Origin of the sequence: Mycobacterium sp. E1386 (assembly GCF_001672745.1) — a bacterium.
GTDB lineage: Bacteria > Actinomycetota > Actinomycetes > Mycobacteriales > Mycobacteriaceae > Mycobacterium.
This window is the reverse complement of the sequence record NZ_LZKH01000111.1, coordinates 1-20,663: the sequence shown is the minus strand read 5'-3', so window position 1 is coordinate 20,663 and position 20,663 is coordinate 1. Positions and strand designations below refer to the sequence as shown.

Sequence of the window (20,663 nt, the reverse complement as noted above, 5' to 3'; positions counted from 1 at the left end):
ATGTCCACCACGCCCTTCATCAGCACCGCGAACACCGCCAGCAACGAACCGGCGACCGCGGCCAGCAACAGCGCGGCCACCGGACGGTCCGACCAGATCCGGGCGCCCAGCAACCCCAGGAGCAGCGGCGGACCCATCGCGATGGCGACGATCAGCCACACGTGCGGCGCCGCGCTGTTGCTGGCCGCGGTCGCCGGTTCGTTGCTGGCGGTGTTCGCGGTGCTGATGAAGGGCGTGGTGGACATCCTCGAACACAACCCCGACCAATTGTGGACCCGACCCGAGGTGTACGGCTGGGTGTTCTGCGGGGCGGCCGGGATGATCTTCCATCAATCGGCTTACCGCGCAGGGGCTTTGACCGCGTCGTTGCCGACGATCATCGCGGCGAAACCCGTTGTCGGCGCGGTCCTTGGGATCACCGTGCTCGGCGAGACGTTGGACGCCCAGGGCTTCGATTGGGTCGTGCTGGCGGTGGCGGCGGTGTTGGTGATCGTCGCGACGGTGGGGCTGGCTCGCGGCGAGGCCGCGACCGTGTCGGCCGGCGCCGGCCGCGACGTCAGGACCCTAGACGAGCCGAAACCGCCGTCGCCGCAACGCTTGGGTGGGTGAACCCTCCAGTCTGATTGCGCGATACTCGACTGCCCTCATCACGAAGTGCGACACTGGGTTATGGCTTAAATCGGTCATCGGGTCGGAGAGGAAGAACTGATGAGGAGGGCAAAGGGGGCGTCCGTGGCGGCGCTGACAGCACTGGCAGCCCTCTGCATTCCACCAGCACAAGCGCGCGCCGACGACCCCTGTGCCGGCATCACCGATCCCACCGCCTACCAGGCTTGCATCAACAGACCCTCGCCCGATGGCCCCATGGAAGGCCCCCGAATGGGCAATTGTCAGGCCAGCCCCGACTACGGACAACTGGGCCAAATTTGTCGCGACGCCTGGGTTCGAAAGCCCGCGCCTCCTGGTGCGTTGGCAACCCTCTAAACGCGCAAGCGCACTGACGGCCAGCCGCGTTCAGCACTCAGGGCTTGTGTGTGCGACGGGTTTTCGACTGATTGCGGCCCCGGCCCGCACGTGCATCCACGTGCTGAAATTGGCGCCGCGAGCTGACCAGCCGAATCTCACGATTCCCGAAGTGAGTGGCCGCGCGGGCGCATAGGCTGTAAATCGGCGGATCGGGCCATGTACCAGACAGGAACGCCACCGAAAGGGACAACACGTGGGACGCGAAAATCGGTTCCGTGGCGGACGACAGGCCGCGCAGGCCTGTACGCGCGGCATCAGGATTATCGACTCCAAGCTTTGACGGGGGGTCGGGATGGACTTCTGGGCTCCTCCCGAGATCACATCGGCGCTAATTCATTCAGGGCCCGGGCCCGGATCGTGGCTCACCGCTGCCGAGGCCTGGCGCCAGCTGGCGATCGAGCTCGGACAAACCGCCGCCGGCTACGCCTCCATCGTGACGAGCATTCCCTGGCAGGGGCCGTCAGCGACGGCGATGACCGCATCCACGCTCCCCTATGTCGCCTGGCTACAGACCACCTCGCTACAGGCCGCTCATATGTCGATGGCGGCGACCACGATGGCCAGCTCCTTCGCCGCCACCCAGGCAGCCATGGTGCATCCCAGCGTGGTGACCGCCAACCGCGCGCTGCTGGCTCATCTGATCGCGACAAACGTGTTCGGCATCAACTTCCCCGCGATCGCCGCCACCGAGCTCCAGTACCTGCAGATGTGGGCGGATAACACGACCGCCATGCTGGGCTATCACGCCAGCAGCCTGCAGACCATGGCGATGCCGACGTTCAACGCCCCGTCCCCGATGACCACTCCGGCCGCCGCTACGGTTCAAACGGCCGCGGTGGGCAGGGCGGTTACGGCCGCACCGCTACTCGGCGCCCCGGCAGCAGCCGCACCCGACCCCACGCAATTCTTCGCCAACCCGTTTGTTCAGACCGTCAACGGTTATCTGCAAAACCTGGTCAGCAGCGGCGTCTTCAACCCGCAGGCCTTCATAGGTTTGGTCACGGGCGGCCACGATTTCTACCCCGGTCAGTTCCCGGACGTCCTGGCCCCCACGCCCCGCAACCTGGCCATTGCCTACAACATCACCGGCCCCGAGGCCGTCGGAGGAGCACCGAATATCTATGCCCCGCCCGCCGCTACGGCCAGTACGGCCGGCGCGATCGAGAGTTCCGCCACGGCCTCTCTGGGTAAGGGCATGTACGTCGGCAACCTCGTGGTCCCGCCGTCGGCGGTTACCGCCCCGATCCAGCTGTCCGCCGCTCAGGCCCCATTGATGGCAACGACAGCCGAGGGCGCGCCGCTCACCCCGATGTTCATCCCGCCGATGCCACCGGGGGCACGCAAAGCCCAGCGGGATAAGCCCGACGAAAAGGGCTATGGGCCGCCGATCTTCGGCAGCATCATGCGGCGACCTCCGTCAGGCGGATGAGACGCGGGCTTGCCCGTGCGCATTTGTCGTCCCTTCTCGCCCAACTACGTTGTGCTGCAAGCGTTTACCCTGGGTCATGAAGATCCGGAGACAGCGGCGCCGCTCGGGTGCCTGATTGACGATTGATCTGACTAGTTTGCTGGTCGGATTTTCGGCGGCTGCCTCATGCGCGCCAAGTCGCCGTCCATCCCGATCTACCCCATAATCAGTGGCCATCGGGCGGTGCGGAAAGGACTGGCCAATGAAGACGTTAATAATCGGCGCGTCGGCGGCAGCAGCCACAGCACTGGCACTCCTCTGCGCTCCGACAGCGCAAGCACAACCCGGCGATCGCTGCACCAGCATCGCCGACCCCGCCGCCTATCAGGCATGCATCGACCAATTCCGGCCCGATAACGGCATGCGCAGACGCCTGCTGGGCGATTGCGAGGGCGCGAGCCCCGTCGACGGACAGTTGGGCCAGGTTTGTGGGTAACGCTGTGCCCGCGGCACGGGTTTTAGCGTTCTCACGTAGCCCTGCACCCGTTGGGGCGCCCAGCGCACGCAACCTGCACTGAGTCCGGCCGCGGCGGCACAACCTGGTCCCTCACGAACGTTGGTGGCAGGTACAGGATTCGAACCTGTGAAGCTTTCGCGACGGATTTACAGTCCGCTCCCATTGGCCGCTCGGGCAACCTGCCGCCAGACAGGTTACAACGAGGGGGTAGACAAAGCACAAACGGCCATCACGGGATGAAGGGACGGATCGAATGGCGGACTCATCGTTCGACATTGTCAGCAAAGTCGAGCGCCAAGAGGTCGACAACGCACTCAACCAGGCCGCCAAGGAGCTGGCCACACGCTTCGACTTCCGCGGCACCGACACCACAATCGCGTGGAAGGGCGACGAGGCTATCGAGCTGACGTCGTCCACCGAGGAACGCGTCAAGGCGGCCATCGACGTCTTCAAGGAGAAGCTGATCCGCCGCGACATCTCGATGAAGGCCTTTGACGCCGGTGAACCGCAGGCGTCGGGAAAGACCTACAAGGTGAGCGGCACCCTCAAGCAGGGCATCGACAGCGAGCACGCCAAAAAGATCACCAAGCTGATCCGCGACGACGGGCCCAAGGGCGTGAAGACGCAGATCCAGGGTGACGAGATCCGCGTCAGCAGCAAAAAGCGCGACGACCTGCAGGCCGTCATCTCGATGCTCAAGCAGGCCGACCTCGACGTCGCGCTGCAGTTCGTCAATTACCGGTAGCTGCCAGCGTTCGGTTCGTGCAGTAGAATGAACTGCACGAACCGAACTTTGGAGCGATCGCCATGACCACCGTCGCCGAACTGGCCACCGCGCACGAGCGCCTGCGCGAAAGCGCCCATGCGGTGGGCATCGCGCTGTCGTCGGTCGCCGTCTACACCGAGCCCGCCGTCGCGCGGGCCGTGCAGGCCGAGCAGAATCTGTATGCCCGCATCGAGGCCGAGTTCGGGATGCTGAGCAGCACCGACGCCGGTAAGCGGATGGGCTCACGGTCCAGCGTACCGCGCAACCTGGCCACCACCGCCCACCGCAACAAGGCGCTGGTCGCCGTGCGGCGCGGCAACTACCTCGCCTATCCCGGTTTCCAGTTCGGCCCGGACGGCAAGCCGCTGGCGGTCATCGCCCGGCTGCGCGAGGTCGCGGAAGACAACGGCTGGTCGGAGGCCGGGCTGGTGCAGTGGCTGTGCTCGCCCACCACCTACCTGGACGGGGAGCGGCCCGTGGACCGCCTCGCCACCGATCCGGACCGCGTCGTCGCGGTTGCTGCGGAGGCCCTGGCCGTCTCGTGGTGAGGCGACCCCCTGACCCGTTCGACCCGGCCACCACCACCCTGCCGGCGGGACACCCGCTCTACCGCGTGCTGTCGGCGACACGCACCGCCACCGACTTCAACCCCGGCATCGGCGCGCGCACTCGCTTCGGTTTCTTCGGCGACCCGGTCGTGCCGATCATGTACGCGGCCGACACCGAGGACGCGGCCATCGCCGAGACGCTGCTGCACGACATCCCCGTCGAGGGCGGCCTGCTCCCCTACGACCAATACGCGGACAAAGTGCTCGTCCGGCTGGAAGTGACCCGTCCCGTGCGCCTGGGCGTCCTGCACGGCACCGGGCTGCGACGCCTCAAAGTCACCGCCGCCGAGCTCACGGCGAGCCCGGCGTCGAGCTACGACACCACGGTGCGGTGGGCCGAGGCCGCGCACCGCGCCGGGCTGGACGGGCTGGTGTGGATGTCGCGGCAATGCAACGACACCAAGGCCTACGTCTTCTTCGGCGACCGTTGCCCGAATACGTTCGCGCAGGACCCGTCTCACGCGCGCATCTTCGCCAGCCCCGCCGACCAGATCTGGCTGATCGACCGGTGCGCGCCGCTGCACGTCGACGTGCTGATGGAGCCGTTGTGACGATCCCTGGCCCGGCCAACCGGTGGGTGCCTAATGTAGTGACCAGTCCCACGATGTGAGCGAGGTTCACGATGACCGTGACTCCCCAGGAAGCCGGCCAGACACCGACCGAGGCCGACTACTCCGACGTCATCATCGTCGGCGCCGGCATCTCCGGCATCGACGCGGCCTACCGGATCGGCGAGAGCAATCCCCGGCTGACCTACACGATCCTGGAGCGGCGCGCGCGGATCGGCGGCACGTGGGACCTGTTCCGCTACCCCGGGGTTCGCTCGGACAGCAGCATCTTCACGTTGTCCTTCCCGTTCGAGCCGTGGACGCGAAAGGAAGGCGTGGCCGACGGCGTGCACATCCGCGAGTACCTGGCCGCCACCGCGCGCAAGTACGGCATCGATCGCCACATCCGCTTCAACAGCTACGTCCGCTCGGCCGACTGGGATTCGACCACCGACACCTGGACGGTCACCGTCGAGCAGGACGGCGCGCAAAAGCTTTACCGCGGCCGATTCCTGTTCTTCGGCAGCGGCTACTACAACTACGACGAGGGCTACACCCCCGAGTTCCCCGGCATCGAAACCTTCGGTGGCGTCGTCGTGCATCCGCAGCACTGGCCGGAAGACCTGGACTACAGCGGCAAGAAGGTCGTGGTGATCGGCAGCGGGGCCACCGCGGTGACCCTGCTCCCCTCGCTGTCGGATCGGGCCGCGAAGGTGACCATGCTGCAGCGCTCGCCCACATATCTGATCTCGGCGTCGAAGTACGGCAAGGTCGCCGCCGTCGCGCGGAAAGTATTGCCGCGCAAGCCCGCCCACCTGATCGTCCGGATGTACAGCGCGCTGACCGAGGCGGTGTTCTTCGCGTTGTCCCGCAAGGCGCCCGGGCTGGTGCGATGGCTGCTGCGGCGCAAGGCGATCAGCAGCCTGCCCGCCGGCTATGACGTCGACACCCACTTCAAACCGCGCTACAACCCGTGGGACCAGCGGATGTGCCTGATCCCCGACGCGGACCTGTACAACGCCATCGCCGCCGGCCGCGCCGACGTGGTCACCGACCACATCGACCATTTCGACGCGACCGGTATCGCGCTGAAATCCGGCGGCCACCTCGACGCCGACATCATCGTCACCGCCACCGGCCTGCAGCTGCAGGCCCTGGGCGGGACCGCGATCAGCCTGGACGGCAACGAGATCAAGCCCAACGACCGCTTCGTCTATAAGGCCCACATGCTCGAGGACGTGCCGAACCTGTTCTGGTGCGTCGGCTATACCAACGCATCGTGGACGCTGCGCGCCGACATCACCGCCCGGGCCACGGCAAAGCTGCTGGCGCACATGACCTCTCACGGCTACACCCACGCCTACCCGCATCGGGGCAACGAGCCGATGACCGAGAAGCCGTCGTGGGACATCAACGCCGGCTACGTGCTGCGCTCGGTGCATGCGCTGCCGAAATCGGGAACCAAGCGGCCCTGGAACGTGCGGCAGAACTACCTCGCCGACGCCATCGACTATCGCTTCGACCGCATCGAGGAGGCGATGGTGTTCGGCCGGGCGTCCGACCGGGCACCCCTGGCGGGTTGAGGATGGTCGTGCGGATCCGAAGTTTGTGAACCGCTACTAAATGAGAGGTGTCGGCAATACGCTGATCGCCATGGCAGCTCAGATGCGCGAACCCAACGTCGTTGTCCTTGGTGGCGGTTCCTGGGGAACCACGGTGGCGTCCATCTGTGCGCGCCGCGGGCCGACGCTGCAATGGGTCCGCTCGGAGGAGACCGCAAGCGACATCAACGAGAAGCACCGCAACAGCCGCTATCTCGGCAATGACGTCGTGTTGAGCGACACCCTGCGGGCCACGACCGACTTCGCCGAGGCGGCGAACTCCGCAGACGTCGTGGTGATGGGCGTGCCCTCCCATGGCTTCCGGGGCGTGCTGGCCGAGCTGGCCAAGGAACTGCGGCCGTGGGTGCCGGTGGTGTCACTGGTCAAGGGGCTCGAGCAGGGCACCAATATGCGGATGTCGCAGATCATCGAGGAGGTCCTGCCCGGCCATCCCGCGGGCATCCTGGCGGGGCCGAACATCGCGCGCGAGGTCGGTGAGGGCTACGCCGCCGCGGCGGTGCTGGCCATGCCCGACCAGCATCTGGCGACCCGGCTGTCCGGGCTGTTCCGCACCCGGCGTTTCCGGGTGTACACCACCGACGACGTGATCGGCGTCGAGATGGCCGGGGCGCTGAAGAACGTCTACGCCATCTCGGTCGGCATGGGCTACTCGCTGGGCATCGGGGAAAACACCCGTGCGCTGGTGATCGCCCGCGCGCTGCGCGAGATGACCAAGCTCGGCGTGGCCCTGGGCGGCAATCCCGAGACGTTCCCCGGCCTGGCCGGGCTGGGCGACCTCATCGTGACCTGCACCAGCCAGCGCAGCCGCAACCGCCACGTCGGTGAACAACTGGGCGCCGGCAAGCCGATCGACGAGATCATCTCCTCGATGAACCAGGTCGCCGAGGGCGTCAAGGCCGCCAGCGTGATCATGGAGTTCGCCAACGAGTTCGGGCTGAACATGCCGATCGCCCGCGAAGTCGACGCGGTGATCAACCATGGGTCGACCGTCGAAGAGGCCTACCGGGGCCTCATCGCCGAGGTCCCGGGCCACGAGGTGCACGGTTCCGGCTTCTGAAATGTCCGTCACATGGCGCGGAATTTAAATCTTTGCGTTCCATATGGGCTGGGCCCGTTCGCTTGACCGCGGGTTTGCCAGCAAAATACCGTCACTAACGCAGCCAGGGGTTCCCGGCCATGATCCTGCGCATCCGGCCGGGTTGTAACCGTTTGTGCGACAAGGTGTTACGCCGACGTAATACAACGCAATATGGGGCGGATATCGGAAGTTCCCCCGCTAACTCCTAACGAGGGACGAGACCGGTGCAAAACATCGAACAGCTCGGCAATCAACCTCCCGACCAGGCCAAGGACTCAAGCAAAGATCGCGTGCGATCGCTCATCCGCCACGACCTTCCTTCCTCACTCGTAGTTTTTCTGGTCGCACTTCCCTTGTCCTTGGGGATCGCGATCGCTTCCAACGCCCCGGTGCTCGCCGGCCTCATCGCCGCGATCGTCGGCGGCATCGTGGTCGGCGCGATCGGCGGGTCGCCGCTGCAAGTCAGCGGCCCCGCCGCCGGTTTGACCGTCGTCGTCGCCGACTTGGTATCCGACTTCGGTTGGGGCATAACGTGTTTGATCACCGTCGCGGCTGGTGCCGTGCAGGTGCTGCTGGGACTCAGCCGCGTCGCACGGGCCGCCCTGGCGATCTCGCCGGTGGTCGTGCACGCGATGCTGGCCGGCATCGGCATCACGATCGCGCTGCAGCAGGCGCACGTGTTGCTCGGCGGAAAGTCCAAGAGCACCGCCTGGCACAATCTCATCGGCCTGCCGGGCCAGATCATCGGCGCGCATCGGCCCGGGGTCATCCTGGGCGTAATGGTGATCGCCATCCTGGTGGCCTGGCGGTGGGTTCCGCCCAAGGTGCGCCGCGTTCCCGGGCCGTTGGTCGCCATCGTGGCCGTGACCGTCGTGTCGGTCGTCTTTCCGTTCCATGTGCGCCGGATCGACCTCGACGGGTCGCCGCTGGACGCGTTGCAACTGCCCGACATCCCGCACGGCAACTGGGGCGCGGTTGCGATCGGGGTGATCACCGTCGCGCTGATCGCCAGCGTCGAGAGCCTGCTGTCGGCGGTGTCGGTCGACCGCATGCACAACGGGCCGCGCACCGACTTCAACCGCGAGCTGGTCGGGCAGGGTGCCGCCAACATCGTGTCGGGGACCATCGGTGGGCTGCCGGTCACCGGTGTCATCGTGCGTAGCTCCACCAATGTCAACGCGGGCGCCAAATCGCGCGCCTCGGCCTTCATGCACGGCGTCTGGATCCTGTTGTTCACCGTCCCCTTCGCGGAGTTGGTCGAAGAGATCCCCACCGCCGCACTCGCCGGGCTGCTGATTGTGATCGGCGTTCAGTTGCTCAAGCCGGCCCACATCGAAACCGCGATGAAGCACGGCGATCTCGCCGTGTACATCGTGACCGCGGTCAGCGTCGTCTTCCTCAATCTGCTGCACGGCGTGCTGATCGGGCTCGCGTTGGCCATCGCGCTGACCGGTTGGCGGGTGATCCGGGCCAGGGTCGATGCCAAGGCCGTCGACGACGAATGGCGGGTGGTGATCGAGGGTGCGGCCTGCACGTTCCTGGCGCTTCCGCGGCTGACCCGGGTGCTCGCGTCCATACCCGCCGGATCCGTTGCCACCGTTGAGGTTTCGGTGCACTACTTGGATCACGCTGCGCATCAGGCGATCAGCGACTGGCAGCACCAGCATGAGGCCAACGGCGGCACGGTCCACATCCGGGGAAGGCTCGAGACGGGCCATTCCGCTCGCAGGGATGCAAGGGAAGCCATTGAACCCGAAAGGCCCGGGGCGGCTGCATGATTTTGGGCCGGCCGGCTTAGTCCCACCCGGAGAGCCCGAAGGTGCTGCTCGGCGTCCGCCCGCTCAGTTTCTGGACGATCCACTGGTTCATCGGCACCCCCTGCTCGATGGCTTCCAGCGCCAGGCGGGCATGCAGCTGCGGCGACGTTCTGACGAGGAATTTCCCGCTGTAGCGGCGTTCGGAAAGCGGCGTGGGGACTTGCTCCCCGGTGGCGCGCAGGCCCTCCACATGCTCCTTGACGGCCTCCTCGATGGCAGCCACGGCCTGCGGCGCGGTCGGCCCTTCGCGCCTCATGTAGGGCAATTCGACACACACGCCCAGGTACTCGTTGTAGTCGGGCAACCACTGCGCGCGGTAGGTGTAGCGGTTCACGCGGTTTTTGATAGCACGGGCGCTATCAAAAACGGCAATCACTCATCCCCAGGAACGTGGGGACTGTCCGGACCATATGGCTCACGCGGCTTTTGATAGCACGGGCGCTATCAAAAACGGCGACCCACGCATCCTCCGGGAGACCCCGGCTCCCCAAGCATGTGACTAACCCCGCGCCATCTCCTCCAGCCGCCGGATGCGGTCCTCGATCGGCGGGTGCGTCGAGAACAGCGACCCGATGCGCTCGCCCGCACGGAACGGGTTGGCGATCATCAAGTGCGCCTGGCTGGCCAGCTGCGGCTCCGGCGGCAGCGGGGCCACCTGAACACCACCCGAGATCTTGCGCAGGGCCGACGCCAAGGCAAGCGGGTCGCCCGTCAACACCGCGCCCGATTCGTCCGCCTGGTACTCGCGCGAGCGGGACACGGCCAGCCGGACCACCGTCGCGGCGATCGGGCCCAGCAACGAAACCAGCAGCATCGCAAAGGGATTACCGCCCTCCCGGTTTCCGCCGCCGAAGAACATCGCCATGTAGGACAGGGCGGTGATCACCGACGCCATCGCGCCGGCGATGCACGAGATGAGGATGTCGCGGTTGTAGACGTGGGAAAGCTCGTGTCCGAGCACCGCGCGCAGCTCACGCTCATTGAGGATGTCCAGAATGCCGGTGGTGCAGCACACGGCGGCGTTGCGCGGGTTGCGTCCGGTCGCGAACGCGTTGGGCGCGTTGGTGTCGCTGATGTACAGCCGGGGCATCGGCTGGTGCGCGGCCGTGGCCAGCTCGCGCACGATCCGGTACATCACCGGCGCCTGCAGCTCGGAAACCGGTTGCGCGTGCATCGCCCGCAGCGCCAGCTTGTCGCTGTTGAAGTATGTGTAGGCGTTCATGCCGATGGCGAACAGCACCGCCAGCCACATCGCCGTCCGGCCGAACAGCGAGCCGACAAACACGATCAACGCGGACATGCCGACCAACAGGGCGAAGGTCTTCAGCCAGTTGGCATGCGGATGCCAGGTCATCGGTGTCCTCCTACGAGAGCCCGTTCATTGCTTGACTGTTGTCAATTGAACGCCCGAGGGGACCTCTGGGGTTCCTGGACGCGCTATCCGTGCCGGCTGATGGTGTACTCGACCAGCGTCTGCAGCGCCTGCCGGCCGGGAACGTCGGGCAAAAGGGCCAGTTCGTCGCGCGCCTGGGCCGCATATTCGGCCAGCGTGTTCTTGGCCTTCACCATGCCCGGCGACGCGCGCAACAGGGCGAGCGCCTCGGCCACCGCGTCGTCGTCCTCGATGGGCCCCGCCAGCAGTTCACGCAGCCGCGCCGCATCGGGCCCGGGTTCGCGCAGCGCGTAGACCATCGGCAGGGTGTGCACACCCTCGCGGACGTCGGTGCCGGGTAGCTTGCCGGATTCGTGCGAGTCGCTGTCGATGTCGATGATGTCGTCGGAGATCTGGAAGGCGGTGCCGACGATGCCGCCCAGCCGGCTGAGCCGCTCGACCTGTTCGGCGTCGGCGCCCGAGAACATGGCGCCGAACCGGCCCGCCGCGGCGATCAGGCAGGCGGTCTTCTCGTAGACCACCTTCAGATAGTGCTCGATCGGGTCGGCCCCTTCGGCCGGGCCCGTCAGGCCGCGCGTCTCGCGCATCTGTCCCGTCACCAGTTGGGCGAACGTCTCGGCGATCAGCCGCACGGCCTCCGGCCCCAGCCTCGAGACCAGCCGCGACGCCGTGGCGAACAGGTAGTCGCCGGCCAGGATTGCGACGTTGTTCCCCCACCGGACGTTCGCGGTGGGTGCGCCGCGGCGCACTTCCGCCTCGTCCATCACGTCGTCGTGATACAGCGTGGCCAGGTGCACCAGTTCGATGACGGCGCCGGCGATGGTCACGTCGTGCGCGTCGGGGTCAGGGCCGATCTGGGCGGACAGCACCGTGAACAACGGCCGGAATCGCTTGCCGCCGGCCTTGAATAGGTGCGTCAGCGACTCGGTCATCACGTCGTCGGCGCTGCGCAGTTCGGTGTCCATGAGCTGCTCGATCCGCCCGACGCCGTCGCGCACCGTCGCGGCGAACGCGGGGTCACCGAAGTCAACGCCCGCCACCACCGTCGCCGGAGTACTCACCCGACCAACATACTGGTGAGCGTGGAGACCCAAGCCGACCTGGTGGTCGTGGGCGCCGGACCCGCCGGTTCGGCTGCCGCCGCGTGGGCCGCGCGCGCGGGCAACGACGTCCTGGTCATCGACTCCGCCAGCTTTCCCCGAGACAAGCCCTGCGGTGACGGGCTGACCCCGCGCGCGGTCGCCGAGTGCGAGCGCCTGGGGCTGGGCGAGTGGCTGGACACCCGCATCCGGCATCGCGGCCTGCGGATGAGCGGGTTCGGCGGCGAGGTGGAAGTCGACTGGCCGGGCCCGTCGTTTCCCTCGACCGGCAGTGCGGTGGCCCGTCTCGAGTTGGACGACCGGATCCGCAAGGTCGCGGAGGATTCCGGTGCGCGGATGATGCTGGGAACGAAAGCCGTTGCGGTGCATCATGACTCATCCAGACGAGTGGTGTCGCTGACGTTGGCCGACGGCACGGAGGTCGGTTGCCGGCAGTTGATCGTGGCCGACGGGGCCCGGTCGTCGCTAGGCCGCAAGCTGGGTCGGCGCTGGCATCAGGAGACGGTTTACGGCGTCGCGGCCCGCGGATATCTGGCCACTCCGCGCGCCGACGACCCGTGGCTGACGTCGCATCTGGAGCTGCGCTCCCCCGACGGCGCAGTGTTGCCGGGTTACGGCTGGATCTTCCCGCTGGGCAACGGGGAAGTGAACATCGGCGTCGGGGCATTGTCGACGGTGAAACGGCCGGCCGATCTCGCGCTGCGACCGCTGATCAACTACTACACCGACCTGCGCCGCGACGAGTGGGGCTTCGCCGGACCCCCGCGGGCCGTGTCGTCGGCGCTGCTGCCGATGGGCGGCGCGGTGTCCGGGGTGGCCGGGCCCAACTGGATGCTGATCGGCGACGCCGCGGCGTGCGTCAACCCCCTGAACGGCGAGGGCATCGACTACGGGCTGGAAACGGGTCGGCTGGCGGCCGAACTGCTGGACTGTCGCGATCTCTCGCACGTGTGGCCGTCGCTGCTGCAGCAGCACTACGGCCGGGGGTTCTCGGTCGCGCGCCGGCTGGCCTTGTTGCTGACCTTTCAGCGGTTCCTGCCCGCGACGGGACCCATTGCGATGCGCTCCCCGAAGCTGATGACCATCGCCGTGCGGGTGATGGCCAACCTGGTCACCGATGACGACGCCGACTGGGTGGCGCGGGCCTGGCGGGCCGGCGGGCGGCTGTCCCGGCTCATCGATCGCCGGGTGCCGTTCGCCTGAACCAATCGAATACCCCCATTGACGTGCGTAAAGGGGCCTTCCCGTGCGCTTGCCGCCGTCGGGGATTTTTCGGCGCGCCCCGGATCCGAGGTGTATAGTCCGGCTAATGAGGGGAACGAAGCTAGCTACCATCGGCGGCCTGGCCGCCGCCGCCATCGCGTTGGCCGCTCCGGCGCTGGCCTCCCCGCCGCCGCCCAACGACCAAGACGCGCCGTTCAAGAACACCGTCAACGGCTTCGGCATCTACCAGCCGCAAGACCAGCTCGCGTGGCTGGGCAAGATCACGTGCGAACGGATCGCCAGGGGCGTGGACGGCGACCCGTACAAGTCGGCCACTTTCATTCAGCGGAACCTGCCGCGGGGCACCACACAGGGCCAGGCGTTCCAGTTCCTCGGCGCCGCGGTTGACCACTACTGCCCCGACCAGATCGGCTTCGTCCAGCGGGCCGGTACCCACTAGCTCGTTCTCAACGCAGGGGCTTGTACCCCGCGTGTAAGGCCACGATGCCACCGGTGAGGTTGCGCCACCGCACCGCCGCCCATCCGGCACGGGAAATGTCGTGCGCCAGGCTCGCCTGGTCCGGCCATGCCCTGATCGACTCCGCGAGGTAGACGTAGGCATCCGGGTTGCTTGACACCGCGCGCGCCACCCGCGGCAGCGCCCGCATCAAATATTCCTTGTAGGCCGTGGCGAAGATCCCATTGGTGGGCGTGGAGAATTCGCACACCACCAATCGCCCACCCGGACGGGCGACGCGCGCCATCTCGCGCAGCGCGGCCCGAGGGTCCACGACATTTCGCAAACCGAAACTTATTGTGACAGCGTCGAATACGTCGTCACCGAACGGCAGCCGCATGGCGTCGGCGGCGATTTTGGGCACGTTGCGCGCGGCGCCGGCCGCGAGCATGCCGACCGAGAAATCGGCCGCCACACACCACGCCCCCGATTTCTCGAGCTCGACCGTGGATACCGCGGTGCCCGCGGCCAGGTCCAACACCTTCTGTCCGGGCCCGATCGCCAGCGCCGAGCGGGTGGCCTTGCGCCAATACCGGTCCTGCCCCAGCGACAGCAGGGTGTTGGTCACGTCATAGCGGCGGGCGACGCCGTCGAACATCGACGCGACATCCCGGGGGTCCTTGTCCAACGCCGCGCGATTCACGGTGAAGACGCTACCCGCCGGGAATTACGTGGCGACATCGGCGTTGTACCGCTGCGTGACTGAAAAAGTTTGGTTTATCACCGGTACATCGCGGGGTTTCGGACGGGCGTGGGCGAAAGCGGCGCTGGAGCGTGGGGATAAGGTCGCCGCGACGGCACGCAACACCGCATCGCTGGACGACTTGGCCGAGAAGTACGGCGACGCGCTGTTGCCGATCCGGTTGGACGTCACCGACCGGGACGCGGACTTCGCCGCGGTCAAGCAGGCGCACGACCACTTCGGGCGGCTGGACATCGTCGTCAACAACGCCGGCTACGGACAGTTCGGCTTCGTCGAGGAGCTCTCCGAGCAAGAGGCCCGCGATCAGATAGAGACGAACGTCTTTGGGGCGCTGTGGATCACCCAGGCCGCGTTGCCGTACCTGCGCGAGCAGCGCAGCGGCCACATCATCCAGGTCTCCTCGATCGGGGGCATCACCGCGTTCCCGTTGGTCGGCATGTATCACGCGTCGAAGTGGGCGCTGGAAGGTTTCTCGCAGGCGCTTGCCCTGGAGGTCGCCCCGTTCGGCGTGCACGTCACGTTGATCGAGCCCGGCGGCTTCGACACCGACTGGGCCGGAGATTCGGCCAAGCACGCCGATCCACTGCCGGCGTACGACGACGTTCGCGCCGCCGTCCACGCCGAGCGCAGCAGGCGCTGGGCCAGCCCGGGCAACCCGGAGGCATCCGCCGCCGCGTTGCTGAAGGTAGTCAATGCCGAAAAGCCGCCGCTGCGAGTGTTTTTCGGCGCTTCGCCGCTGGCGACGGCCAAGGCCGACTATGAAAGCCGGCTGCGCACCTGGGAGGAATGGCAGCCCGTCGCCGAGTTGGCGCAGGGGTAGCCTGCGACAACCGGCTCAGGGACCAGCCGATGGCGGCCATCGTGGTCGGCCGCTCGGTGCTGGCGAGCGGGGCTCGCCTCGATGACTAACGCGGGGCGCGGATCACGAAGGCATCGATGTTCTCGTCATAATCGACCGACTCGTCCACGAACAGCTCGCCCACCGGGTGGCCGTCCTCGGCGACGGCGATGAAGGTCGATTCCTCCGGGTTGTAGGTCACCGATCCTTGCACGAACATCGCTGCAACCTCGTGCCCATCGGCTCCAAAAACGACAAGCTTCAAACCTCCGGCATCTTTGACGTATTGCGCCGCTTCGGCACGTGTCGTAATCATCGCTGCGATTCCATTTCTGTTGCGGGTCAACTCTTTCGCCTCGCCACTTACCTGCAGTCAGGGTAGCGAATGGGCGTCGCACCGACGAACCCGCGCAACCCTCGCGAGAAAGTGTCATACTGCGACGTCGCCGGTGCTGCTACCTATGAGCGGGCCCACCCCGGGCTCGGTGGGCGTACGCGTGCCCCAGGACCGGCCCTTACCAAATGGGTAGGAAACCCTTCCCGTGTGGAAGGGGAAACTGGCTTCCGCGGTAATTACCAAATCACCCACCAACCGCAAGCATTTCAGTCATGACTTTCATGACCACGGTGCCGAAGAACCGCATCATCAGCGACACGGACCTCGCTCGCGCCGCGGCGAATGGCGATCGCGCGGCGTTGGCCGGCATTTACAACCGCTATGCAGCCCCACTGCACGCCTACTGCGTCGGCATGCTGCGTGACCGCCACGCGGCCTCCGACTGCGTGCAGGAGGTCTTCTGCATCGCGACGACGGAGTTGCCGAAGCTGCGTGACGTGGACAAGCTGAGGCCGTGGCTGTACGCCATCGCCCGTCGCCGCGCCCTGCGGGTCCTATCCGAACGTCGCCGGGAGGCCGCCTGTGACGAGCTGCCCGACGATGTGGCGACGGGTCCGGGGCCGTTTACGCTGACGGCCCAGAACGAACTCCGCCAGTTGATCGACCAGGCCGCCGGCGGATTGTCCGAGCGGGACCGGCACGTGCTGGATCTTGCCTACCGCCGCGGCGTGACCGGAACCGAGCTCGCGCAGGCGCTGGGCATCAGCTATGACTCCACCAAGAAGCTCCTGCAGCGGCTGCGCGACACCATCGAGCGCTCGCTGGGTGCGCTATTGGTGGCAAGGCGCGCCCCGCGGAACGGGTGCCCCCGGCTCGCCGCGGAGCTGTCGGGCTGGGACGGAGAGTTCACCGTGCTGATGCGGAAACGCATTGCCCGCCATATCGACTCATGCCCCACCTGTGACGAATACCGTCGCAGTGCCCTCAATGCCGTCGCCATGCTCGGCGGCGGGGTGCTCGGCAAGGTCTCCTAATCACCCGGCCGCTCACCGTTGCGTACGACGGTCACGCAGCATGGAGCGGTTGACGGCACCTAGCCGGATGGCCGCGTTGGCCAGCCGGACCCGGCGATCTCCGTCGGCGTTGATGCCGAACTTGTCGTACAGGTGTTGCAGGTGTTGCTTGACGGCCGCCTCCGTGACGAATAGCTCCTGGGCCATCCGGCGAACCGATGCGGGCTCGGGAAACGGGTCGTCGGAGACGAAGGGGCGACACAAGACTTTGAGGACGTCGAGTTCGCGCTGGGTCATCCGAGGCGGTCGCAGGATGGACTTGCCGGTTTCGGTTTCCTGATCGCCCGGTGCATCGTCCGCACCCCTGGTCATCCAGAACACCAACCGTGAACTGCCGAGCCGCAATTCGTCGCCAGACCGCAGAATCCGTTCCGCGGTGATCTTTTCTCCGTTGACATAGGTGCCGTTGCGGCTACCGAGGTCGCGCACCGACCACGCTTGACCGAAGTTCTCCAAGACGGCGTGCACGCGGGACACGGTCGGGTCGTGCTCCAACGACACCGCGTTGGTCAAGGACTTGCCGAGGGTCATTCGTTCACCGCTCAGCGCGATCAGCTCCCGCCCTGACGGTTTCCACACCTCCAGATGGGAAGACATACTGAGCCCTCCTATCAGGCCGATCTGCCCCTGCGAATCAGAGCCCTTGCCGCGCCGATCCGGCACCAAACTTGGATGTTAAGCCCAAGACACGGCCACGAGAAGCATTCAGCCGAGCTGACGACAGCAAATCGTCGTGCGGGTGGGCCGGCGCCGGGCCGACCGTTGGCTCAACCGCCCTGCGCGTACCGCTTGGCGAACATCCGCCTGCGGGCAAACGGCGAGAGCACCGCCTCATAATGGCCGAGCAGCTCGTCACAGATGACCGGCCAGCTGCGGCCGAGCACGCTGCGCCGGGCGGCCAGCGCGTAGCGGTGGCGTTCGTCGATCAAATGGGTGACGGCCGCGGGCAACCTCGCCTCGAATTCGCCGACACCCAGCAACAAGCCGGTGCGCCACGGCGTGACGAGGTCGCGTGGGCCGCCGGCGTCGGGGGCGATCACCGGCAACCCCGACGCCAGCGCTTCCTGCACGACTTGGCAAAACGTTTCGTGCTCGCCGGGATGCACGAAGACGTCCATGCTGGCGTACGCCGTCGCGAGTTCTTCGCCATACAGCGCACCCGTGAAAACGGCTGTCGGCATTGCCTTTTGCAGCTTGTTCCGGTCGACGCCGTCACCGACGATGACGAGTTGCACGTCGTCTCGGACCGCCAGCGGGATCAGCCGCTCGACATGCTTCTCGGGCGCCAACCGGCCCACGAAGCCAACGATCGGCTTGGCTTGCGGCGACCATCGCCGCCTGAGCGTCTCGTCACGCGCCGAGGGGGCGAACCGCAGCACGTCGACTCCGCGTGCCCAGTGGTGGACCCGCGGGAAGCGATGCGCCACAAGTGATTCCATTGTCACACTGGACGGCGCCAAGGTTCTGTCGGCGAGGCTGTGCAGATGACGGAACCAGGCCCACGCGGCCCGTGCCGTCATGGGAATGCCATAGCTCGCCGCGAAACCCGGTACGTCCGTTTGATACACGGCGACCGTCGGGACCCCCAGCCACCGGGCCGCCTTCACGCCGCCGTAACCCAGCAGCGCCGGCGAGGCCAAATGCACGACGTGCGGATCGAATCCGCGTAACACGCTCACCATCCGGGGCATCGGCACACCCAGGGGCAGCGTGGTCACTTTGGGAAACATGCGCGAGGGCACCCGATGTACGCGGATCCCGTCGTGAATGCGATCCGCCGGGGTTTGACCGGGAGGGGTGTCCGGGGCGATGACTAGGGCTTCGTGACCGGTCAAGCGCAGGTGCTCGAGTATCCGGAGCACCGAGTTGCTGACACCATTGACTTCCGGCAGGAACGATTCGGCGACGATGGCAACGCGCACACCACTACGTTGTCAGCGCTGGCTGTCGCGAAGGTTGCCTGCGGGCATACGTCGCGCGAAATCTGCTGGTCGGGCGCTTTGAACCCCGCTAGGCGGGTGTGATTTCCGCCTCAGCGCGACGATCCAGCAGCTTGTCCAGCATCGCCAGGCCTACCAGGAGGACCGTCGCCGTCAGCCAGCACACCACCGCGATCGACCCCGCCGGGATGATGGCCAGCCCGGCGTTGCGGTGCTGCACGCGAACCAGATTCGGGTCGTTCTTGTTGTACTCGACGTAGATCCGCATGCCCGTGGCCAGATGCGACGGGTACAGCACGCCGAGCTCGGGTCGATACGTGACCCGCTCGGGTGTTACGAATTCGATGGTGGAGCGGCGCGGCCCGGCACTGAGCACCTCGGCCTGCGCCACCCCCATGTTGTGTTGGATCGCAAGGTCATCGCGCCACGCGCCCGCGACGAGCAGGACCGATTGCAAAGTGACCAAGCCGGCCACGATCAGCACCGCAATCCGCGCCCAGCGCAACGCAATCCTTGACGGGGTGCTCGGCGGCTTATCGCTGCGGCCGTGAATCAGTATGTGCAGCACCCGTTTCGGGTAGTTCACGAAACCCTCACAGGGCCGCCTTGATGGCCGCATGCAGCTGTCGCAGCGAGGACCGGTCGGCCTTGACCTCCAGCACCCGCATCCCGGTTGCCGGCTCGTCGAGGGCGGCGCTGAGCTGATCCACCTCGATCTGGCGGCTCTCAACGTGATAGGCGCGGCACAGAGCGCCCACGTCGACGTCGTGCGGCGTTCCGAAGATTCGCGACGACACGTCGGAGAACCGCGGATCGCCCTGCTCGAGCAGTTCGAAGATGCCGCCGCCGTTGTCGTTGGAGACCACGATGGTCAGCTTGCGCGGCGTCGGCTCGGTGGGGCCGATCAGCAGGCCGGAGCTGTCGTGGACGAACGTCAGGTCGCCGATCAGCGCGACGGTGCGTCCCTCGTACGCGAGGGCGGCCCCGATCGCGGTGGAAACGGTGCCGTCGATGCCGGCAACCCCGCGGTTGGAGCGAACCTGGATGCCGTGCGTGTCCAGGCCGACCAGCGCCGCGTCGCGGACCGGGTTGGACGCGCCGAGCACCAGCTGATCTCCCGGCCGCAGTGCGTCGGCCACCGCGGCGGCCACGTGCAGGCCGGTGGTGAGCGGATGCGCCTCGAGTTGGCCGCGCACCGCTTCGATCGCGTGCCTGTTGAGCTCCGCGCAGCGCTTCAGCCATGCCGGATTCGGCGTCCCGCTGGTCACCGCCCGCGTGCCGGTCGCCTGCGAGTTGCCCGAGACGTCCGGCCAGCGCGGCCCGGTGGTCAGCGCGTAGACCGGCACCTTCGGGTCGGCCAGCAGCGCCGAGACCGGCCGGTGCAACGTCGGGCGGCCGAGCATGATCACCTGCCTGGGACGCAGCAGCGGCAGGGCCAGCGGGTGCAGGGGGTTGGCCGGGGCGGGCGCCGTCGGCTCGGCGACGGTCGGCAACTCCGCGAGGTTGGAGTGCGCGCCCGCGCCGTGTCCGGCGATGACGACGGTGTCGGGCGACAGGTCGATGTCCAGCGGCTGGTCGAACGTGACCGGCGGCGTGTACGTCCACGGCCGTCCGCCGGGCCGTCCCTGTGGAACCGCGGCGCCGTGCGGCTCGGGACCCGGCACCAGGGGTTCGCGCAGCGGGATGTCGAACTGCACCGGGCCGGCGTTGGCCGTGCGAGATCCCGTGGCGGCAGTCAGGACCCGGCAGGTGGCCGATCGCCAGGTGGCGTTGAGGGCGTCCAGCCGTTCGGGCGCGTCCTCGGCCAGGCCCAGGCTGATGGCCGCGCGGACCTGGGTGCCGAAATAGCCCAGCTGTTCCATGGTCTGGTTGGCCCCGGTGCCCAGCATTTCGTAGGGCCGGTTGGCCGACAGCACGATCAGGGGCACCCGCGCGTAGTTGGCCTCCACCACGGCCGGCCCGAGGTTGGCCACCGCGGTGCCCGACGTCATCGCGACGCACACCGGGGCGCCGGCGGCGATCGCCAGCCCGATGGCCAGGTAGCCGGCGGTGCGCTCGTCGATGCGGACGTGCAGCCGGATCCGGCCGGACCGGTCCGCGTCCTGCAGCGCGAACGCCAGCGGCGCGTTGCGCGACCCGGGGCACAGCACCACGTCGCGGACGCCGCCG

At 67.2% G+C, this 20,663-nt stretch carries 22 protein-coding genes and 1 tRNA gene; 12 read left to right on the top strand and 11 right to left on the bottom strand.

The window, feature by feature from the left end; genetic code table 11:
- Window positions 1–137, bottom strand: a 137-nt coding sequence (locus tag A5709_RS28415) for a DMT family transporter (protein ID WP_304442538.1), incomplete at its 3' end; no start/stop codon positions are given.
- Between the two features lie 4 nt (window positions 138–141).
- On the opposite strand from A5709_RS28415, the gene A5709_RS12355 reads away from it, so the two are divergent.
- Together A5709_RS12355 and A5709_RS12350 are read left to right on the top strand one after the other, a co-directional pair.
- Window positions 142–609, top strand: a complete 468-nt coding sequence (locus A5709_RS12355; protein WP_369827317.1) for a DMT family transporter — start codon at window positions 142–144, stop codon at window positions 607–609.
- A 709-nt stretch (window positions 610–1,318) separates the two neighbouring features.
- Window positions 1,319–2,455, top strand: coding sequence for a PPE family protein (locus A5709_RS12350; RefSeq protein WP_068120103.1), 1,137 nt, complete (start codon window positions 1,319–1,321; stop codon window positions 2,453–2,455).
- A 596-nt stretch (window positions 2,456–3,051) separates the two neighbouring features.
- Here the strand turns inward: A5709_RS12350 and A5709_RS12345 are convergent.
- Window positions 3,052–3,135: transfer RNA gene (locus A5709_RS12345), tRNA-Tyr, on the bottom strand.
- A gap of 69 nt (window positions 3,136–3,204) precedes the next feature.
- Here A5709_RS12345 and A5709_RS12340 point away from each other — a divergent pair.
- From A5709_RS12340 to A5709_RS12315, 6 genes are all read left to right on the top strand, one after another.
- Entirely contained in the window at window positions 3,205–3,696 is a 492-nt protein-coding gene (locus tag A5709_RS12340) for a YajQ family cyclic di-GMP-binding protein (protein WP_068120102.1), read from the top strand.
- A gap of 62 nt (window positions 3,697–3,758) precedes the next feature.
- Entirely contained in the window at window positions 3,759–4,265 is a 507-nt protein-coding gene (locus A5709_RS28030) for an antitoxin Xre/MbcA/ParS toxin-binding domain-containing protein (RefSeq protein WP_068120098.1), read from the top strand.
- Window positions 4,262–4,876 (top strand): RES family NAD+ phosphorylase, encoded by a 615-nt coding sequence (locus A5709_RS12330; RefSeq protein ID WP_197520130.1) that lies wholly within the window; start codon window positions 4,262–4,264, stop codon window positions 4,874–4,876. The genes A5709_RS28030 and A5709_RS12330 overlap by 4 nt, the downstream gene beginning before the upstream one ends.
- Window positions 4,877–4,947: 71 nt before the next feature.
- Entirely contained in the window at window positions 4,948–6,456 is a 1,509-nt protein-coding gene (locus A5709_RS12325; RefSeq protein ID WP_067950550.1) for an NAD(P)/FAD-dependent oxidoreductase, read from the top strand.
- Window positions 6,457–6,526: 70 nt separating this feature from the next.
- Window positions 6,527–7,552: an NAD(P)H-dependent glycerol-3-phosphate dehydrogenase gene (locus A5709_RS12320; protein ID WP_156673408.1), complete on the top strand. Its 1,026-nt coding sequence runs from the start codon at window positions 6,527–6,529 to the stop codon at window positions 7,550–7,552.
- Window positions 7,553–7,863: 311 nt separating this feature from the next.
- Complete coding sequence (locus tag A5709_RS12315) at window positions 7,864–9,351, top strand: SulP family inorganic anion transporter (protein WP_156768029.1); 1,488 nt, start codon at window positions 7,864–7,866, stop codon at window positions 9,349–9,351.
- 16 nt (window positions 9,352–9,367) lie between these two features.
- On the opposite strand, the gene A5709_RS12310 is transcribed toward A5709_RS12315, so the two are convergent.
- The 3 genes from A5709_RS12310 to grcC1 form a co-directional block, all read right to left on the bottom strand.
- On the bottom strand, window positions 9,368–9,724 hold the full coding sequence (locus A5709_RS12310; protein WP_068120093.1) for a type II toxin-antitoxin system HicB family antitoxin: 357 nt from the start codon (window positions 9,722–9,724) through the stop codon (window positions 9,368–9,370).
- Window positions 9,725–9,889: 165 nt separating this feature from the next.
- Window positions 9,890–10,744, bottom strand: coding sequence for a zinc metalloprotease HtpX (gene htpX, locus A5709_RS12305; RefSeq protein WP_067950542.1), 855 nt, complete (start codon window positions 10,742–10,744; stop codon window positions 9,890–9,892).
- A gap of 83 nt (window positions 10,745–10,827) precedes the next feature.
- Window positions 10,828–11,844, bottom strand: coding sequence for a nonaprenyl/(2E,6E)-farnesyl/geranylgeranyl diphosphat synthase (grcC1, locus tag A5709_RS12300; protein WP_068012048.1), 1,017 nt, complete (start codon window positions 11,842–11,844; stop codon window positions 10,828–10,830).
- Between the two features lie 15 nt (window positions 11,845–11,859).
- Here grcC1 and menJ point away from each other — a divergent pair, with 15 nt between their 5' ends.
- Both menJ and A5709_RS12290 read left to right on the top strand, forming a co-directional pair.
- Complete coding sequence (menJ, locus tag A5709_RS12295) at window positions 11,860–13,086, top strand: menaquinone reductase (RefSeq protein WP_068120091.1); 1,227 nt, start codon at window positions 11,860–11,862, stop codon at window positions 13,084–13,086.
- Window positions 13,087–13,192: 106 nt separating this feature from the next.
- On the top strand, window positions 13,193–13,546 hold the full coding sequence (locus tag A5709_RS12290; protein ID WP_068012047.1) for a DUF732 domain-containing protein: 354 nt from the start codon (window positions 13,193–13,195) through the stop codon (window positions 13,544–13,546).
- 7 nt (window positions 13,547–13,553) lie between these two features.
- Here the strand turns inward: A5709_RS12290 and A5709_RS12285 are convergent, their stop codons facing one another.
- Complete coding sequence (locus tag A5709_RS12285; RefSeq protein WP_067950534.1) at window positions 13,554–14,246, bottom strand: demethylmenaquinone methyltransferase; 693 nt, start codon at window positions 14,244–14,246, stop codon at window positions 13,554–13,556.
- A gap of 55 nt (window positions 14,247–14,301) precedes the next feature.
- On the opposite strand from A5709_RS12285, the gene A5709_RS12280 reads away from it, so the two are divergent.
- Complete coding sequence (locus A5709_RS12280) at window positions 14,302–15,126, top strand: SDR family oxidoreductase (protein WP_068120105.1); 825 nt, start codon at window positions 14,302–14,304, stop codon at window positions 15,124–15,126.
- Window positions 15,127–15,211: 85 nt separating this feature from the next.
- Here the strand turns inward: A5709_RS12280 and A5709_RS12275 are convergent, their stop codons facing one another.
- Window positions 15,212–15,490 carry a hypothetical protein gene (locus A5709_RS12275; RefSeq protein WP_231986963.1) on the bottom strand — a complete coding sequence of 93 codons (279 nt, stop codon included), beginning with the start codon at window positions 15,488–15,490 and terminating at the stop codon, window positions 15,212–15,214.
- A 263-nt stretch (window positions 15,491–15,753) separates the two neighbouring features.
- On the opposite strand from A5709_RS12275, the gene A5709_RS12270 reads away from it, so the two are divergent.
- The gene (locus A5709_RS12270) at window positions 15,754–16,515 is read left to right on the top strand and encodes an RNA polymerase sigma factor (protein WP_068120089.1); all 762 of its coding nucleotides are present in this window, start codon (window positions 15,754–15,756) and stop codon (window positions 16,513–16,515) included.
- A 12-nt stretch (window positions 16,516–16,527) separates the two neighbouring features.
- On the opposite strand, the gene A5709_RS12265 is transcribed toward A5709_RS12270, so the two are convergent.
- The 4 genes from A5709_RS12265 to menD all read right to left on the bottom strand — a co-directional run.
- Window positions 16,528–17,151 (bottom strand): FHA domain-containing protein, encoded by a 624-nt coding sequence (locus A5709_RS12265; RefSeq protein ID WP_067950528.1) that lies wholly within the window; start codon window positions 17,149–17,151, stop codon window positions 16,528–16,530.
- 170 nt (window positions 17,152–17,321) lie between these two features.
- Complete coding sequence (locus A5709_RS12260; protein ID WP_068120087.1) at window positions 17,322–18,476, bottom strand: glycosyltransferase family 1 protein; 1,155 nt, start codon at window positions 18,474–18,476, stop codon at window positions 17,322–17,324.
- 88 nt (window positions 18,477–18,564) lie between these two features.
- Entirely contained in the window at window positions 18,565–19,080 is a 516-nt protein-coding gene (locus A5709_RS12255) for a DUF3592 domain-containing protein (protein ID WP_156745031.1), read from the bottom strand.
- Between the two features lie 7 nt (window positions 19,081–19,087).
- Window positions 19,088–20,663: 2-succinyl-5-enolpyruvyl-6-hydroxy-3-cyclohexene-1-carboxylic-acid synthase (menD, locus tag A5709_RS12250; protein WP_068120085.1), on the bottom strand; the 1,576-nt coding region annotated here is incomplete at its 5' end.

Excerpts from the sequence above, each read along its gene's own strand:
- A5709_RS12290 (WP_068012047.1), top strand. The coding sequence starts at position 13,193 with ATGAGGGGAACGAAGCTAGCTACCATCGGCGGCCTGGCCGCCGCCGCC.
- A5709_RS12325 (WP_067950550.1), top strand. The coding sequence starts at position 4,948 with ATGACCGTGACTCCCCAGGAAGCCGGCCAGACACCGACCGAGGCCGAC.
- A5709_RS12350 (WP_068120103.1), top strand. The coding sequence starts at position 1,319 with ATGGACTTCTGGGCTCCTCCCGAGATCACATCGGCGCTAATTCATTCA.
- A5709_RS12320 (WP_156673408.1), top strand. The coding sequence starts at position 6,527 with ATGGCAGCTCAGATGCGCGAACCCAACGTCGTTGTCCTTGGTGGCGGT.
- A5709_RS28030 (WP_068120098.1), top strand. The coding sequence starts at position 3,759 with ATGACCACCGTCGCCGAACTGGCCACCGCGCACGAGCGCCTGCGCGAA.
- A5709_RS12355 (WP_369827317.1), top strand. The coding sequence starts at position 142 with ATGGCGACGATCAGCCACACGTGCGGCGCCGCGCTGTTGCTGGCCGCG.
- A5709_RS12340 (WP_068120102.1), top strand. The coding sequence starts at position 3,205 with ATGGCGGACTCATCGTTCGACATTGTCAGCAAAGTCGAGCGCCAAGAG.
- htpX (WP_067950542.1), bottom strand. The coding sequence starts at position 10,744 with ATGACCTGGCATCCGCATGCCAACTGGCTGAAGACCTTCGCCCTGTTG.
- A5709_RS12265 (WP_067950528.1), bottom strand. The coding sequence starts at position 17,151 with ATGTCTTCCCATCTGGAGGTGTGGAAACCGTCAGGGCGGGAGCTGATC.
- A5709_RS12270 (WP_068120089.1), top strand. The coding sequence starts at position 15,754 with ATGACTTTCATGACCACGGTGCCGAAGAACCGCATCATCAGCGACACG.